This is a genomic window from Streptomyces sp. DH10 (genome assembly GCF_029813805.1).
Lineage (GTDB): Bacteria > Actinomycetota > Actinomycetes > Streptomycetales > Streptomycetaceae > Streptomyces > Streptomyces coeruleofuscus.
Map to the genome: position 1 here is coordinate 550,812 of NZ_JARVKU010000003.1, position 14,261 is coordinate 565,072.

Annotated in this window: 13 protein-coding genes; 5 read left to right on the forward strand and 8 right to left on the reverse strand. The window is 71.7% G+C overall.

The genetic code is table 11. From position 1 onward, the window contains the following. Window positions 1-90: 90 nt before the first annotated feature. Complete coding sequence (locus tag QC385_RS09460; RefSeq protein ID WP_279540785.1) at window positions 91-795, forward strand: PH domain-containing protein; 705 nt, start codon at window positions 91-93, stop codon at window positions 793-795. 156 nt (window positions 796-951) lie between these two features. On the opposite strand, the gene QC385_RS09465 is transcribed toward QC385_RS09460, so the two are convergent. The 3 genes from QC385_RS09465 to QC385_RS09475 form a co-directional block, all read right to left on the reverse strand. Continuing rightward, window positions 952-2,607, reverse strand: a complete 1,656-nt coding sequence (locus QC385_RS09465; protein WP_279540786.1) for a phospho-sugar mutase — start codon at window positions 2,605-2,607, stop codon at window positions 952-954. 531 nt (window positions 2,608-3,138) lie between these two features. After that, complete coding sequence (locus QC385_RS09470; RefSeq protein WP_020274367.1) at window positions 3,139-3,963, reverse strand: purine-nucleoside phosphorylase; 825 nt, start codon at window positions 3,961-3,963, stop codon at window positions 3,139-3,141. A 93-nt stretch (window positions 3,964-4,056) separates the two neighbouring features. Next, on the reverse strand, window positions 4,057-4,494 hold the full coding sequence (locus QC385_RS09475) for a gamma-glutamylcyclotransferase (protein WP_279540787.1): 438 nt from the start codon (window positions 4,492-4,494) through the stop codon (window positions 4,057-4,059). Window positions 4,495-4,590: 96 nt separating this feature from the next. Here QC385_RS09475 and QC385_RS09480 point away from each other — a divergent pair, with 96 nt between their 5' ends. Together QC385_RS09480 and QC385_RS09485 are read left to right on the forward strand one after the other, a co-directional pair. Continuing rightward, the gene (locus QC385_RS09480; RefSeq protein ID WP_279540788.1) at window positions 4,591-6,039 is read left to right on the forward strand and encodes an NAD(P)H-quinone dehydrogenase; all 1,449 of its coding nucleotides are present in this window, start codon (window positions 4,591-4,593) and stop codon (window positions 6,037-6,039) included. Window positions 6,040-6,204: 165 nt separating this feature from the next. Continuing rightward, window positions 6,205-7,179, forward strand: a complete 975-nt coding sequence (locus QC385_RS09485) for a DeoR/GlpR family DNA-binding transcription regulator (protein ID WP_279540789.1) — start codon at window positions 6,205-6,207, stop codon at window positions 7,177-7,179. A 289-nt stretch (window positions 7,180-7,468) separates the two neighbouring features. Here QC385_RS09485 and QC385_RS09490 read toward each other — a convergent pair whose 3' ends face one another. Next, window positions 7,469-9,244: an acetyl/propionyl/methylcrotonyl-CoA carboxylase subunit alpha gene (locus QC385_RS09490; protein WP_279540790.1), complete on the reverse strand. Its 1,776-nt coding sequence runs from the start codon at window positions 9,242-9,244 to the stop codon at window positions 7,469-7,471. Between the two features lie 344 nt (window positions 9,245-9,588). Here QC385_RS09490 and QC385_RS09495 point away from each other — a divergent pair, with 344 nt between their 5' ends. Next, window positions 9,589-10,065, forward strand: a complete 477-nt coding sequence (locus QC385_RS09495; RefSeq protein WP_279540791.1) for a hypothetical protein — start codon at window positions 9,589-9,591, stop codon at window positions 10,063-10,065. Here QC385_RS09495 and QC385_RS09500 read toward each other — a convergent pair. The 4 genes from QC385_RS09500 to QC385_RS09515 form a co-directional block, all read right to left on the reverse strand. Next, complete coding sequence (locus QC385_RS09500; protein WP_279540792.1) at window positions 10,034-10,654, reverse strand: Maf family protein; 621 nt, start codon at window positions 10,652-10,654, stop codon at window positions 10,034-10,036. The genes QC385_RS09495 and QC385_RS09500 overlap by 32 nt on opposite strands. A gap of 32 nt (window positions 10,655-10,686) precedes the next feature. Continuing rightward, window positions 10,687-10,815 (reverse strand): morphogenic membrane protein MmpB, encoded by a 129-nt coding sequence (gene mmpB, locus QC385_RS09505; RefSeq protein WP_010045609.1) that lies wholly within the window; start codon window positions 10,813-10,815, stop codon window positions 10,687-10,689. 279 nt (window positions 10,816-11,094) lie between these two features. Further along, entirely contained in the window at window positions 11,095-11,304 is a 210-nt protein-coding gene (locus QC385_RS09510; protein ID WP_279540793.1) for an acyl-CoA carboxylase epsilon subunit, read from the reverse strand. Between the two features lie 23 nt (window positions 11,305-11,327). Continuing rightward, entirely contained in the window at window positions 11,328-12,932 is a 1,605-nt protein-coding gene (locus QC385_RS09515; RefSeq protein ID WP_279540794.1) for an acyl-CoA carboxylase subunit beta, read from the reverse strand. Between the two features lie 110 nt (window positions 12,933-13,042). On the opposite strand from QC385_RS09515, the gene QC385_RS09520 reads away from it, so the two are divergent. Next, entirely contained in the window at window positions 13,043-13,909 is an 867-nt protein-coding gene (locus QC385_RS09520) for a biotin--[acetyl-CoA-carboxylase] ligase (protein ID WP_279540795.1), read from the forward strand. Window positions 13,910-14,261: the final 352 nt, after the last annotated feature.

Here is a 14,261-nt window from a genome sequence, read left to right on the forward strand (position 1 = left end):
AGCATATCTACGCGCGTAGCGGCTGTACAGCCCCCGGGTTTGCTCAGGTGCAGTTGGGGCGGCCGGAATACGGTCCGGCAGAATCGAGGCATGACGAGCCCCGAACCCCAGTCACCAGCGCCGCAGCCTCCGGAGCCCGAGTCCAAGGACCGGGTGTACCGGTCGGTTCCCGCCATCGCCGGTGGCGTGCTGCTGCTCGCCATCGCCGGGTGGCTCGGCATCGACGCGGTGGCCTCGGGCGGCGGGCGTACGCCGTGGATGGCGCTCGCCGTACTGATCCTGATCGTGCCGCTGGTCGTCGCCTTCACGCTGCGGCCCGCTGTGTACGCGGGCGAGGACCGGCTGCGCATCCGCAACCCGTTCCGCGTCATCGTGCTGCCGTGGGGGCGGATCGCCTCGCTGAAGTCCGCCTACTCGAACGAGGTCCTCACCGAGTCCGGCGCGAAATACCAGCTGTGGGCCGTGCCCGTCTCGCTGCGCGCCCGCAAGAAGGCCGCGCGGCGTGAGATGCGGGCGACTGCGCAGGCGCGGCGGGAAACGGGGCGGGACGAGGGCCGCGGCATGGGGCTGGGGATGCGAGCGGGGCTGGGCGGCGGCCTCGGCGCGGGGCCCGTGTCCGACGGGCCCGTGCGGGCGGAGACCGACCGGATCATGGATGAGCTGCGGGGGCTGCACGAGGCGCGGCACCGGGTGGAGACGGCGCAGGGCGAGGTGACCGTGCGGTGGGCCTACGAGGTGGTGGGGCCGGCGGTCGCGGGGGCGCTGCTGGTGCTGATTCTGCTGGTGGTGGGCTGACGGGGAACGCCGTCGGTTCGGCCGCCCGATCGGCGGCTTCCGGCGGGCCTCGGGCCCGGGGCGGCTCTCAGTTTCGTGGAGGGCGGCCCCGGGCCCGGGGTGCCGGCGTTGCCGGGCCGGGGTGGATGCGTTGCCGGGCCGGCTAGTCCGGCGTTTTCAGATGCCTGCCGCCGTCGACAGGTCGCGCTTGATCGACTCCAGTAGGTCCGTCGCCTGGGCGCGGGCCTCAGGGAGTTCGGCGTGGGTCGCGACCGGGACCACGACCTCCAGGTAGCACTTCAGCTTCGGCTCCGTGCCGCTCGGGCGGACGATCACCCGGGCGCCGTCGAGGGTGTACCGAAGACCGTCGGTGGGCGGGAGGGTGTCCGTGCCCTGGGTGAGGTCGTCGGTGCGGGTGATCGGCAGGCCGGCGAGCTCGGTCGGGGGCTGTTCGCGCAGGCGGCGCATCGCGGCCGCGATGACGGAGAGATCCTCGACGCGGACCGAGAGCTGGTCGGTGGCGTGCAGGCCGTGTTCCACCGCCAGGTCGTCGAGGAGGTCCAGGAGCGTGCGGCCCTCCTCCTTGAGCTGCGACGCGAGTTCGGTGATCAGGAGCGCTGCCGTGATGCCGTCCTTGTCGCGTACGCCGTCCGGGTCGACGCAGTAGCCGAGGGCCTCCTCGTAGCCGTAGCGCAGGCCCTCGGCGCGGGCGATCCACTTGAAGCCGGTGAGGGTCTCGACGTGGGGGAGGCCGGCCTTCTCGGCGATACGGCCGAGGAGGGAGGACGAGACGATCGACTCCGCGAAGGTGCCTGTCGCTCCGCGGCGGACCAGGTGGGCGGCGAGCAGGGCGCCGACCTCGTCGCCGCGGAGCATGCGCCAGTCGGCGCCGTCCTGGGCGTCCTGGCCGTCCCGTACGGCGACGGCGCAGCGGTCCGCGTCCGGGTCGTTGGCGATGATCAGGTCGGGGGCGGGTGTCGTGGCGCGGGCCTTCGCGAACGCCAGGTCCATCGCGCCGGGTTCCTCCGGGTTGGGGAACGCGACGGTCGGGAAGTCCGGGTCGGGGTCGGCCTGCTCCGTGACGAGGGCCGGTTCCGGGAAGCCGGCGCGGGCGAAGGCGGCGAGGAGGACGTCCTTGCCAACGCCGTGCATCGCCGTGTACACCGTGCGGGCGGTGCGGGGGGAGTCCTTGGCCAGGACGGCGTCCGTGCGGGCGAGGTAGGCGTCGAGGACGCTGTCGTCGAGGGTGTCCCAGCCTTCGGTGGGGCGGCGGACGGTGGTGAGGGACGGGACGGCGGCGATCTCCGCGGCGATGTCGATGTCCGCCGGGGGGACGATCTGGGAGCCGTCACCGAGGTACACCTTGTAGCCGTTGTCGCGGGGCGGGTTGTGGCTGGCGGTGACCTCTACGCCGGCGACCGCGCCGAGGTGCCTTATCGCGAAGGCGAGGACGGGGGTGGGGAGGGGGCGGGGGAGGACGGCGGCGCGGAGGCCGGCGCCGGTCATGACGGCGGCGGTGTCGCGGGCGAAGTCGTGGGACTTGTGGCGGGCGTCGAAGCCGATGACGACGAGGCCGTCGTGGTGGCCCTGCTTCTTGAGGTACGCGGCGAGGCCGGCGGCCGCGCGGATGACGACCGAGCTGTTCATGCGCATGGGGCCGGCGCCGAGTTCGCCTCGCAGGCCGGCCGTGCCGAACTGGAGGGTGCCGCTGAAGCGGGCGGCGAGTTCGGTGTGGTCCTTCGCGTCGATGAGGCGGGCGAGCTCGGTGCGGGTTTCCGGGTCGGGGTCCTCGGTGAGCCACGCCTGGGCCTGTGCGATGAGTTCGTCGTGCACGGTCTGTGTCAGCCTCTCCGGTTGTCGTGCGGGTTGCCTCCGGCGGTTGTGCCGGGTGCCTGCGGCGGCCTGTGCGGCTTCGGTGGGGGTGCGGGTTGCCTCCGGCGGTTGTGCCGGGTGCCTGCGGCGGCCTGTGCGGCTTCGGTGGGGTGCGGGTTGCCTCCGGCGGTTGTGCCGGGTGCCTGCGGCGGCCTGTGCGGCCTCGGTGGGGGTGCGCGTAGCGCCTGCTCGCCGGTTGTGGGTCGGGGCCGCGCCGGGGGGTGTCCGTCCTCGGAACGGCGCGATGGGCCTGCGAACCGACTAACCGTCCGTTGACGCGCCAACCGCTGCGGGCGGACACCCCCCGACACGTCCCCTTCTCACCGTGCGCGGGTGCGGGCGCGTCTCGGCTGAGCTGCCGCAGGCCGCCTTAGCTGCGGGCAGTCGTGCCTCCCTTGGTGCCTCAAGGGCCTGGGAGGTGCCCCCAGGGTGGCACCCGTCCCAAGGAAGCGGCACCGGACCCGCCCGGCCTCGGCAGCGGCGCCGGGTCGTTTACAGGCGCCCCAGGACCTGTGCCAGCAGTGAGCCCATCCTCGTCGCGGAGTCGCGGCCGGCCTGGAGGACCTCTTCGTGGTTGAGGGGCTCCCCGGTCATACCCGCGGCCAGGTTGGTCACCAGGGAAATGCCCAGAACCTCCGCGCCCGCCTCACGCGCGGCGATCGCCTCCAGGACCGTCGACATGCCCACCAGGTCCGCTCCGATGACCCGGGCCATGCGGATCTCGGCCGGAGTCTCGTAGTGCGGGCCGGGGAACTGGGCGTAGACGCCCTCCTCCAGGGTGGGGTCGACCTCCTTGCACAGGGCCCGCAGGCGCGGGGAGTAGAGGTCGGTGAGGTCGACGAAGTTGGCGCCGATGATCGGGGACGTCGCCGTGAGGTTGATGTGGTCGCTGATCAGGACCGGCTGGCCGGGGCGCATGCCCTCGCGCAGGCCGCCGCAGCCGTTGGTGAGGACGATCGTCTTGCAGCCCGCGGACACGGCGGTGCGGACGCCGTGGGCGACGGCGGCCACGCCGCGGCCCTCGTAGTAGTGCGTGCGGCCGAGGAAGACCAGGGCGCGCTTGTTGCCGATTCGGTAAGAGCGGATCTTGCCGCCGTGGCCCTCGACCGCCGGCGGCGGGAAGCCGGGCAGCTCGGTGACCTGGAGCTCTGCCTCGGGTGCGCCGAGGGCGTCCACGGCCGGGGCCCAGCCGGAGCCCATCACGAGGGCGACGTCGTGGGTCTCGGCGCCCGTGAGTTCGCGCAGGCGGGCCGCGGCGGCGTCGGCGGCGGCGTGGGGGTCGCCCTGGATGTCGTCCGGAAGAAGAGATGCGTTCACGCCGACGAGGGTAGCCGGTGATTGCCTACGCGCGTAGATGGCAGAGCTCACGGGGTGGCGATCGTTGTCCTGTCGTTTCCGACCAGACGGGGCTCAGCAGGGGCGCTTGCGGAGTTCCATCACGTAGTCGTGCGGGGCGCCGGCCGATTCGGCCGCGTCGGCGATCTCGCCCAGGTTGCGGGCGGAGGGCAGGCCGCCCTCGTAGGCGTTGAGGGTGAAGGCCCACGCCTGCTCGTCACCCTCCAGGGTGTGCACCCGTACGCGTGTGCGGCGGTAGATGTCGAGCCCCACGCCCTCCCATCGGTCGAGTGACTCCTCGTCCATGGGGGCGATCTCGTACAGCGCGACGAAGACCTGGGAGAGGGGGTCCTCGACGATCGTCGGCAGGGCGCCCTCCCAGCCCATGTGCTCGCCGCCGAAGGTCAGCCGCCACCCGTTCAGCCAGCCGGTGGCGCGCAGCGGCGAGTGCGGGGCGCGGCGGGACATCAGCCGCGCGTCGAGGTTGCCGGCGTACGCGGCGTAGAGCGACATGGGGAGAGGGTACGGCAGGTGCACCGGAGTCACTCGCGTAACGGAGCCGCATCGGGCGGTCCCCCGGGGCGGTGTCCCGTGGAGGCGTGCGGGACAATGGAGTACGTGACTCGGATCGTGATCATCGGTGGCGGACCCGGCGGATACGAAGCGGCGCTGGTGGCCGCCCAACTCGGTGCGGAGGTGACCGTCGTCGATTGCGACGGTCTGGGCGGGGCGTCGGTGCTCACCGACTGCGTGCCGTCCAAGACCCTCATCGCCACGGCCGAGGTGATGACCACCTTCGACTCCTCGTACGAGGAGCTGGGGATCATCGTCGCGGACGACACCCCGCATCTGGAGCAGAGTGCCCGGGTGGTCGGGGTCGACCTGGGGAAGGTCAACCGGCGTGTGAAGCGGCTCGCACTCGCCCAGTCGCACGACATCACGGCCTCCGTGACGCGTGCCGGGGCGCGTGTCCTGCGCGGGCGCGGGCGGCTGGAGGGCATGCAGGCCCTCGACGGGTCGCGCAAGGTCGTGGTGCGCGCCGCCGACGGGAGTGAGGAGACCCTTACGGCGGATGCCGTGCTCATCGCCACCGGCGGGCATCCCCGCGAGCTGCCCGACGCCCAGCCCGACGGCGAGCGGATCCTGAACTGGACCCAGGTCTACGACCTCGACGAGCTCCCCGAGGAGCTGATCGTGGTCGGGTCGGGTGTGACCGGTGCCGAGTTCGCCGGTGCCTATCAGGCGCTGGGGTCGAAGGTGACGCTCGTGTCGTCGCGGGACCGGGTGCTGCCCGGTGAGGACCCGGACGCGGCCGCCGTGCTGGAGGAGGTCTTCCGGCGGCGCGGCATGAACGTCATGGGGCGTACCCGGGCGCAGTCCGCCAAGCGGGTCGGGGACCGGGTCGAGGTGACCCTCTCCGACGGGCGGGTCATCACCGGGTCGCACTGCCTCATGGCCGTCGGTGCCGTTCCGAACAGTTCGGGCATGGGGCTGGAGGAAGCCGGTGTCAGGCTGCGCGAGTCCGGTCACATCTGGACCGACAAGGTGTCGCGTACGACCGCTCCGGGCGTGTACGCGGCCGGTGACGTGACGGGCGTGTTCGCCCTCGCCTCCGTGGCCGCCATGCAGGGACGTATCGCCATGTACCACTTCCTGGGCGATGCCGTGGCCCCGCTGAACCTGAAGACCGTCTCGTCGAACGTCTTCACCGACCCGGAGATCGCCACCGTCGGCTACAGCCAGGCCGATGTCGACGGCGGGAAGATCGACGCCCGGGTCGTCAAGCTGCCGCTGCTGCGCAACCCGCGCGCGAAGATGCAGGGCATCCGCGACGGCTTCGTCAAGATCTTCTGCCGGCCGGGGACCGGGATCGTGGTCGGCGGTGTGGTCGTGGCGCCGCGTGCCTCGGAACTGATCCACCCCATCTCGATCGCGGTCGACAACAATCTGACCGTCGAACAGATTGCGAACGCCTTCACCGTCTATCCCTCTCTGTCGGGCTCGATCGCCGAGGTGGCACGGCAGTTGCACACCCGTAAGGAGACCGGCGAGGGCTGAGGCCGGATCCGCCTCCCCGCTGGTCACGGGGAGTGTTCGACCATGCGTGCGGCATAGGCGGCGGGACTAGGCCCTATATCACTTCCCGCTGCTCCGTGCGAACATCTTCTGCTATTCAGCGCAAACTGCTGAAAGCAGACGGTCGCTGGCGTTACTGTCAGTTTCGTGTTCGCTGCAGAACGTCGCCAATTGATCCTCGAAATGGTGCGAGCGAACGGGGCCGTGTCGCTCCGTGAGCTCGCCCGCGTCGTCCAGACCTCCGAAGTGACCGTACGGCGGGACGTGCGCGCGCTGGAGGCAGAAGGACTCCTCGACCGCCGGCACGGCGGTGCGGTACTGCCGGGCGGTTTCACGCGGGAGTCCGGCTTTCCGCAGAAGTCTCATCTCGCGACCGCCGAGAAGACCGCCATCGCCGACCTCGCCGCGAGCTTCGTGGAGGAGGGCGAGGCGATCGTGGTCGGGGCGGGTACGACGACCCAGGAGCTGGCCCGCCGGCTCGCCCGGGTGCCCGGGCTGACCGTCGTCACCAACTCACTGCTCGTCGCACAGGCGTTGGCCCATGCCAACCGGGTCGAGGTCGTGATGACCGGCGGAACGCTCCGCGGCTCGAACTACGCCCTGGTCGGCAGTGGTGCCGAGCAGTCCCTGCACGGGCTGCGGGTGTCGCGGGCGTTCCTGTCCGGGAGCGGTCTGACCGCGGAGCGGGGGCTGTCCACGTCCAACATGCTGTCGGCGTCCGTCGACCGGGCGCTGGTGCAGGCGGCCGCGGAGGTCGTGGTCCTCGCCGACCACACCAAGCTCGGGACGGACACGATGTTCCAGACCGTGCCGACGGATCTCATCACCCGCCTCGTGACGGACGAACCGCCAGGTCACGACGACCGTGCGGCGACGGAGCTCCAGGCGCTCGCCGATCAGGGAGTGCAGATCGCCGTCGCGGGGGCGCCGGGGGGTTCGGCGGGGGCGGGAGGCCCCGGGGGTGACGCTGCCCCGGCGCGTCAGCAGCGTCGGGACGTGCCGTTGCCCGGGCCTCGGAGGCAGGTGCCGGGGGCGGGGAGTGGGCTGCGGTCGGCCTCGATGCTCGGGGAGCAGAGTCCTGGGGCGGAGCGGGCGAGGGTCGCGGATCTGCGGCGGCGTTGACCCGGCGGGTCGGCTGAGTCGCTGCTGATGGCGGCCAGGTGCTCGGCGTTGTCGCCGGAGCGGTGTGGGTCCGGCCCGGCCTGGAAGGGTGCCGCCAGCGGCTGCCGAGGCCGGGTGGGTCCGCAGCCCGGCGTTGCGGGGTGCCGCTGCGCCCGCCCGTGCCGCCCCGGGGGCACCTCCCAGGCCCTTAAGGCACTGGGGGAGGCACGATGCCCGCAGCGGCGGCCGACGGCAGCCAAGCGGCGCGACCCCAAGCCGGGGCCGCGCCGCAGGCCGTTGCCCGGTGGGCTCAGTCCTTGATCTCGCAGATCGCCGCGCCGGACGTGACCGACGCGCCGATCTCCGCGCTGATGCCCTTGATCGTGCCGGACCTGTGGGCGTTGAGGGGCTGCTCCATCTTCATGGCCTCGAGGACGACGACCAGATCGCCCTCCTTGACCTCCTGGCCCTCCTCCACCGCGACCTTGACGATGGTGCCCTGCATCGGGGAGGCGAGGGTGTCGCCGGAGGCGACGGGGCCCGACTTCTTCGCCGCGCGGCGCTTGGGCTTGGCCCCGGCCGCGAGGCCCGTGCGGGCCAGGGACATGCCCAGGGACGCCGGGAGGGAGACCTCCAGGCGCTTGCCGCCGACCTCGACGACCACCGTCTCGCGACCCGCCTCCTCGTCCGCGTCCAAGGCGTCCGCAGCGGCCGCGAAGGGCTTGATCTCGTTGACGAACTCCGTCTCGATCCAGCGGGTGTGGACCGTGAACGGCCCGTCCTGACCGTGCACCTCGGGAGCGAACGCCTGGTCCCGCACCACCGCACGGTGGAACGGGATCGCCGTCGCCATGCCCTCGACCTGGAACTCCTCCAGGGCACGGGCGGCCCGCTCCAGTGCCTCCTTGCGCGTGCGGCCGGTGACGATCAGCTTGGCCAGCAGGGAGTCCCACGCCGGGCCGATGACCGAGCCGGATTCCACACCCGCGTCCAGGCGCACGCCCGGGCCGGACGGCGGGGCGAACGTCGTGACCGTGCCGGGAGCCGGGAGGAAGTTGCGGCCCGGGTCCTCGCCGTTGATGCGGAACTCGAAGGAGTGCCCCCGCAGCGCCGGGTCGTCGTAGCCGAGCTCCTCGCCGTCGGCGATGCGGAACATCTCGCGGACGAGGTCGATGCCGGCGACCTCCTCGGTGACCGGGTGCTCCACCTGGAGGCGGGTGTTGACCTCCAGGAAGGAGATCGTGCCGTCGTTGCCGACGAGGAACTCGACCGTGCCGGCGCCGACGTAGCCGGCCTCCTTCAGGATCGCCTTGGAGGACGCGTACAGCTCGGCGATCTGCTCGTCGGACAGGAAGGGCGCGGGCGCCTCCTCGACCAGCTTCTGGTGCCGGCGCTGGAGGGAGCAGTCACGCGTGGAGACCACGACCACGTTGCCGTGCTGGTCGGCCAGGCACTGGGTCTCCACGTGGCGGGGCTTGTCGAGGTAGCGCTCGACGAAGCACTCGCCCCGGCCGAAGGCCGCGACGGCCTCGCGGACCGCCGAGTCGTACAGCTCCGGGACCTCTTCCAGCGTGCGCGCGACCTTCAGGCCGCGGCCACCGCCACCGAACGCCGCCTTGATGGCGATCGGCAGACCGTGCTCCTCGGCGAAGGCGACGACCTCCTCGGCACCGGACACCGGGTCGGGCGTGCCCGCCACCAGCGGCGCGCCGGCGCGCTGCGCGATGTGCCGGGCGGCGACCTTGTCGCCCAGGTCGCGGATCGCCTGCGGGGGCGGGCCGATCCAGATCAGGCCCGCGTCCAGGACCGCCTGCGCGAAGTCGGCGTTCTCGGAGAGGAAGCCGTAGCCGGGGTGGATCGCGTCCGCGCCCGACTCGCGCGCGGCGTTCAGCACCTTCTCGATGTCGAGGTAGCTGGTGCCCGGCGTGTCACCGCCCAGGGCGAACGCCTCATCCGCGGCGCGCACATGCAGAGCGTCCCGGTCGGGGTCGGCGTAGACGGCCACGCTCTTGATGCCGGCATCCCGGCAGGCCCGGGCCACGCGGACAGCGATTTCGCCACGGTTGGCGATGAGCACCTTGCGCACGATGAGGCTCCCTCCTTGAAACAAGCCGAGTTTAGGGACTGCCGACACGACACTTCGACCCGTCCCCAGTGGTGAGCTTGCCCACACGGAGCGTGATGCGAGGCTCGCTCGACCCGCGAAATCCCTTGTCGCACCGCGGTACGCAGTACTCCTCCGGCAAACCCTAGCCCTCCCCTGTGGCCAAGGTCTCTGTCATCACGTGCTGCGGGCCACTCGGTTTCTTTGTGGAGTCCCTACGAATGGCCCAATGATTCTTTGCCCCCCGCTCAACCCTTGTCCCAGGGTTTACCGGTTAGTAGCCTCGCGATGTCTCGAACGTACTAGGGGTAAGTGGGTGGGGCCCGGTGGTGCGCAGGCCGGTGGCGTGGGTCGTGGCGGTGGTGCTGTTCGCAGAGGCGCTCGGCATCGCCGCGCTGAACTGGATCCTCGGCCTGGCCGTCGACCGGCAGGACATGTCCCTGGCCGGACTCGACCCGCACATGATGTCCGTGTCGTCGAAGATCGGCGGGATCGTCTTCGGCCTCTACTTCGCGCTGTGCGGCCTGGTCGCCCTGCTGGTGGCGCTGCGGGACCGGCCCGCGGCGGGGTTAGGGCGGGTGCTGCTGATCAGCGCGGCGGTCGTGCACGGGCTGCTCGGCGCGTTCACCTGGGGCCTCGTCGGCCCGCCCGCGTTCCTGTTCATGATGCTGGTGCTCGGCCTGATCGTGCTGCTGCTGATGACCTACGACCGTGCGGCCGAGCCCGCCGACGCCGCGCCCCAGGACGGGACGGGCGGCGGCGGGACCCCGGTCACTTCTCCGTCGGCGCCCACAACTCCGTGATACCGACGCCCAGTTCGGCGAGCAGTCGTCGTACGAGGGGCAGGCTGATGCCGATCACGTTGCCGTGGTCGCCGTCGATGCCGTCGATGAACGGGGCCGAGCGGCCGTCCAGTGTGAACGCCCCGGCGACGTAGAGGGGTTCGCCGGAGGCGACGTAGGCGGCGATCTCCTCGTCCGTGGGATCGCCGAAGTGGACGACGGTGGACGCGGTGGCGGAGGCGTAGCGGCCGGAGAGCGTGTCGTACACGCAGTGGCCGGTCTGGAGGGTTCCGGCGCGTGAGCGCATCGCCTTCCAGCGGGCGGTGGCCTCCTCGGCGTCCTCGGGCTTGCCGAGGGCCTGGCCGTCCAGGTCGAGCACGGAGTCGCAGCCGATCACGATCGCACCCTTGGCCTCCGGCCGGGCCGCCACGACGGAGGCCTTCGCCTCGGCCAGGGCGAGCGCCAGCTCGGCGGGGGTGGGAGCGGTGACGGCCTCCTCGTCGACGCCGCTCACGATCACCTCGGGGGCGAGACCGGCCTGGCGGAGCAGCCCGAGCCGGGCGGGGGACTGGGAGGCGAGGACGAGTCGGCGGCGTGGCTGATCTGTCATGCGTTCAGCGTATCGGCGTCACCTGTCGCGACTCACCTCACGCCGATCACGATCATCGCCAGCACCATGGCCAACGCCATGAGAACGCCCAGCCGCCGAAGCATGTCCTGCGTGTCCCGCAGCTCTTTCGGCGGTTCGTTCTCGGGGTCGGACCACAGCATGCCTTCCATGGTCGGACGGGGGACGGGGGCGGCGCCTGAGTACGAGTACTCAACTTGTCCGGCCCCCACCCCTAGGGCGTGTCCGCAAAGTCCCGCCTGCCCCGCGACGCCCGGCACGCCCTCTCGCCGCACCGGGCGGACACCCACGTACAACCAGTACGCGGGCGTCCGCCCGGCACTCCCCCAGCCTCCGGCCGGGGGGACCCCCAGAGCACGCACCGGACGCCGCAGGGCCCGCCCTCCGGGCGGACGACGGGACTTTGCGGACACGCCCTGGGGTCAGCCCGGCCAGTACGTGCGGCCCCATGCCGCCGGCCCCGGCTGGGGCAGGCGGTGGGCCGCGATGCGGGACGGGTCGGACCAGGAGTCGCGGGTGGTCGGCGCGCCGGGCGGCGTTGCGGCTGCCGCCGCGGCGCGGGCCCTGACCACCGCCAGGGCGGCGGCCAGCTCCTCGGGGGTCGGGTTGCCCCGTACGACCTTGATCGTCATGTGGGCCTCCTGGGCTCGCCGGTCTAGAGGGGGATGTTGCCGTGCTTCTTCGGGGGCAGGGATTCCCGCTTCGTCCGCAGTTGACGCAGACCCCGCACGACGTGCCGGCGGGTGTCGGACGGCATGATCACCGCGTCGATGTAGCCGCGCTCGGCCGCGACGTAGGGGTTGAGGAGGGCGTCCTCGTACTCCTGGATCAGCCGGGCGCGGACCGCGTCCAGGTCCTCCCCGCCCGTCTCGGCCTCGGCGATCGTGCGGCGGTGCAGGATGTTGACCGCGCCCTGGGCGCCCATGACGGCGATCTGGGCGGTGGGCCAGGCGAGGTTGAGGTCGGCGCCCAGGTGCTTGGAGCCCATGACGTCGTAGGCGCCGCCGAAGGCCTTGCGGGTGATGACGGTGATGAGCGGGACGGTCGCCTCGGCGTAGGCGTAGATCAGCTTGGCGCCGCGCCGGATGATGCCGTCGTGCTCCTGGTCGACGCCGGGCAGGAAGCCGGGGACGTCGACGAAGGTGATCACCGGGACGTTGAAGGCGTCGCAGGTCCGCACGAAACGGGCCGCCTTCTCGCTGGCCTTGATGTCCAGGCACCCGGCGAACTGCATCGGCTGGTTGGCGACGATGCCGACCGGCCGCCCCTCGACCCGTCCGAAGCCGGTGACGATGTTCGGCGCGTACAGCGGCTGCGTCTCGAAGAACTCGGCGTCGTCCAGGACGTGCTCGATCACCGCGTGCATGTCGTACGGCTGGTTCGCGCTGTCCGGGACGATCACGTCCAGCTCGCGGTCCTCGTCGGTGACCTCGAGGTCGGCCTCCTCGGGGTAGGCCGGCGGCTCGGAGAGGTTGTTGGACGGCAGGTACGAAAGCAGCTGCTTGATGTACTCGATGGCGTCCTTCTCGTCGCCCGCCATGTGGTGGGCGACTCCGGACGTCGAGTTGTGGGTCCTGGCTCCGCCCAGCTCCTCGAAGCCGACGTCCTCGCCGGTGACGGTCTTGATGACGTCGGGCCCGGTGATGAACATGTGCGAGGTCTGGTCGACCATGACCGTGAAGTCGGTGATGGCGGGGGAGTACACGGCCCCGCCCGCACACGGGCCGACGACCAGGCTGACCTGCGGGATGACACCCGATGCGTGGGTGTTGCGGCGGAAGATCTCGCCGTAGGCGCCGAGGGAGGCGACACCCTCCTGGATCCGGGCGCCGCCGGAGTCGTTGATGCCGATGACCGGGCAGCCGGTCTTCAGGGCGAAGTCCATGACCTTGACGATCTTCTGCCCGTAGACCTCGCCGAGGGCCCCGCCGAAGACGGTGAAGTCCTGGGAGAAGACGGCGACGGGACGGCCGTCGACGGTGCCGTATCCGGTGACGACCCCGTCCCCGTACGGCCGGTTCTTGTCGAGGCCGAAATTGGTGGAACGGTGCCGGGCGAACTCGTCGAGTTCGACGAAGGAGCCCTCGTCGAGCAGGAGATCGATCCGCTCACGGGCCGTCAGCTTGCCCTTGGCGTGCTGCTTCTCGACGGCGCGTGCGGAGCCGGCGTGCGTCGCTTCTTCGATGCGGCGCTGGAGATCCGCGAGCTTGCCCGCGGTCGTGTGAATGTCGGGCTGCTGCAACTCTTCCGGCTCGGACATCGGGATGTGGCTCCCTGCCTGCTCAAAAGGGGGGACGGTTACTCATCCGTAGACTAGTGGGGTGCCTCCGCATCGGCAGTGCGGCGTTTACCACACCTAGGGTGGCTTGCATGACGCCGCGAGATGCATCAGAGCCGAACGGTAGCCGTTGGTCCGACCTGGACCGTCCGCCCCTCAACATCACCGCCCTGCGCCGCGGCCTGGTGCACGAGGGCGGGCTGTGGTCCGAGGTGGACGTCGTGCAGCGCACCGGCTCCACGAACTCCGACCTGGTGGCCCGGGCCGCCGAAGGCAGGGCCGCCGAGGGCGCCGTGCTCGTCGCCGAGGAGCAGACGGCCGGGCGCGGGCGTCTCGACCGGCAGTGGACGGCGCCGCCCCGCTCCGGTCTGTTCTTCTCCGTGCTGCTCACGCCGGGCGAGGTGCCCGTGGAGCGGTGGGGGTGGCTGCCGCTGCTCACGGGTGTCGCGGTGGCGACGGGGCTGTCGCGGGCGGCGGGTGTCGACACGGCGCTGAAGTGGCCGAACGACCTGCTGGTCACCGTGCGGGGCGAGGAGCGCAAGGCCGGGGGGATTCTGGCGGAGCGGGCGGGTGACGGCGGGGTCGTCATCGGCGTCGGCATCAACGTCACGCTGAAGGAGGCCGAGCTGCCCGTGCCCACGGCGGGCTCGCTGGAGCTGGCCGGGGCCGTGAGCACGGACCGGGATCCGCTGCTGCGGGGCGTGCTGCGGTCGCTGGAGGAGTGGTACGGGAAGTGGCGTACGGCGGGGGGCGACGCGGGTGTCTGCGGGTTGCAGGAGGCGTATGCGGCGGGGTGCGCGACGCTCGGGAGGGAAGTGCGGGCGGAGCTGCCGGGTGACCGGGCCGTGGTGGGGGAAGCGGTTGCGGTGGACGGGGACGGGCGGCTGGTGCTGGCTACGGGGGAGGGGGTGCAGGAGCCTGTCGGCGCGGGGGACATCGTGCACCTGAGGCCTGCGTGACGGTTGCTCGGTGTTGTCGCTGGGGTCAGGGCGTTGCGCAGCCCGGCGCTGAGGGGTGCCGCCCGCGCCCACGCGTGCCGCCCTGGGGGCACCTCCCAGGCCCTTAAGGCACTGGGGGAGGCACGAATGCCCGCGGATTACGGCAGCGCCGGCCTTCGCAGCGCCGATCGGCACCATCAGCCCGTCCGGCGATTGAGGACGAGGCCGTTCAGGCCGATCGGGGGTCCAGGGGGCGGAGCCCCATGGGGACGGTGGGCCAACGCCGGGTGCCTCGGACACGCCGGGTTCACGCCGGGTGCCTCGGACACGCCGGGAGCCACACCTCACCCCCCGGCTGAACCTCACGGAGTGA

What these genes read in the sequence shown, in the direction of transcription:
- QC385_RS09460 (WP_279540785.1), top strand. Translation starts at nt 91, where the DNA reads ATGACGAGCCCCGAACCCCAGTCACCAGCGCCGCAGCCTCCGGAGCCC.
- QC385_RS09475 (WP_279540787.1), bottom strand. Translation starts at nt 4,494, where the DNA reads ATGTCGCTCTACGCCGCGTACGCCGGCAACCTCGACGCGCGGCTGATG.
- QC385_RS09480 (WP_279540788.1), top strand. Translation starts at nt 4,591, where the DNA reads ATGGAGTACGTGACTCGGATCGTGATCATCGGTGGCGGACCCGGCGGA.
- QC385_RS09500 (WP_279540792.1), bottom strand. Translation starts at nt 10,654, where the DNA reads ATGACAGATCAGCCACGCCGCCGACTCGTCCTCGCCTCCCAGTCCCCC.
- mmpB (WP_010045609.1), bottom strand. Translation starts at nt 10,815, where the DNA reads ATGCTGTGGTCCGACCCCGAGAACGAACCGCCGAAAGAGCTGCGGGAC.
- QC385_RS09510 (WP_279540793.1), bottom strand. Translation starts at nt 11,304, where the DNA reads ATGACGATCAAGGTCGTACGGGGCAACCCGACCCCCGAGGAGCTGGCC.
- QC385_RS09515 (WP_279540794.1), bottom strand. Translation starts at nt 12,932, where the DNA reads ATGTCCGAGCCGGAAGAGTTGCAGCAGCCCGACATTCACACGACCGCG.
- QC385_RS09520 (WP_279540795.1), top strand. Translation starts at nt 13,043, where the DNA reads ATGACGCCGCGAGATGCATCAGAGCCGAACGGTAGCCGTTGGTCCGAC.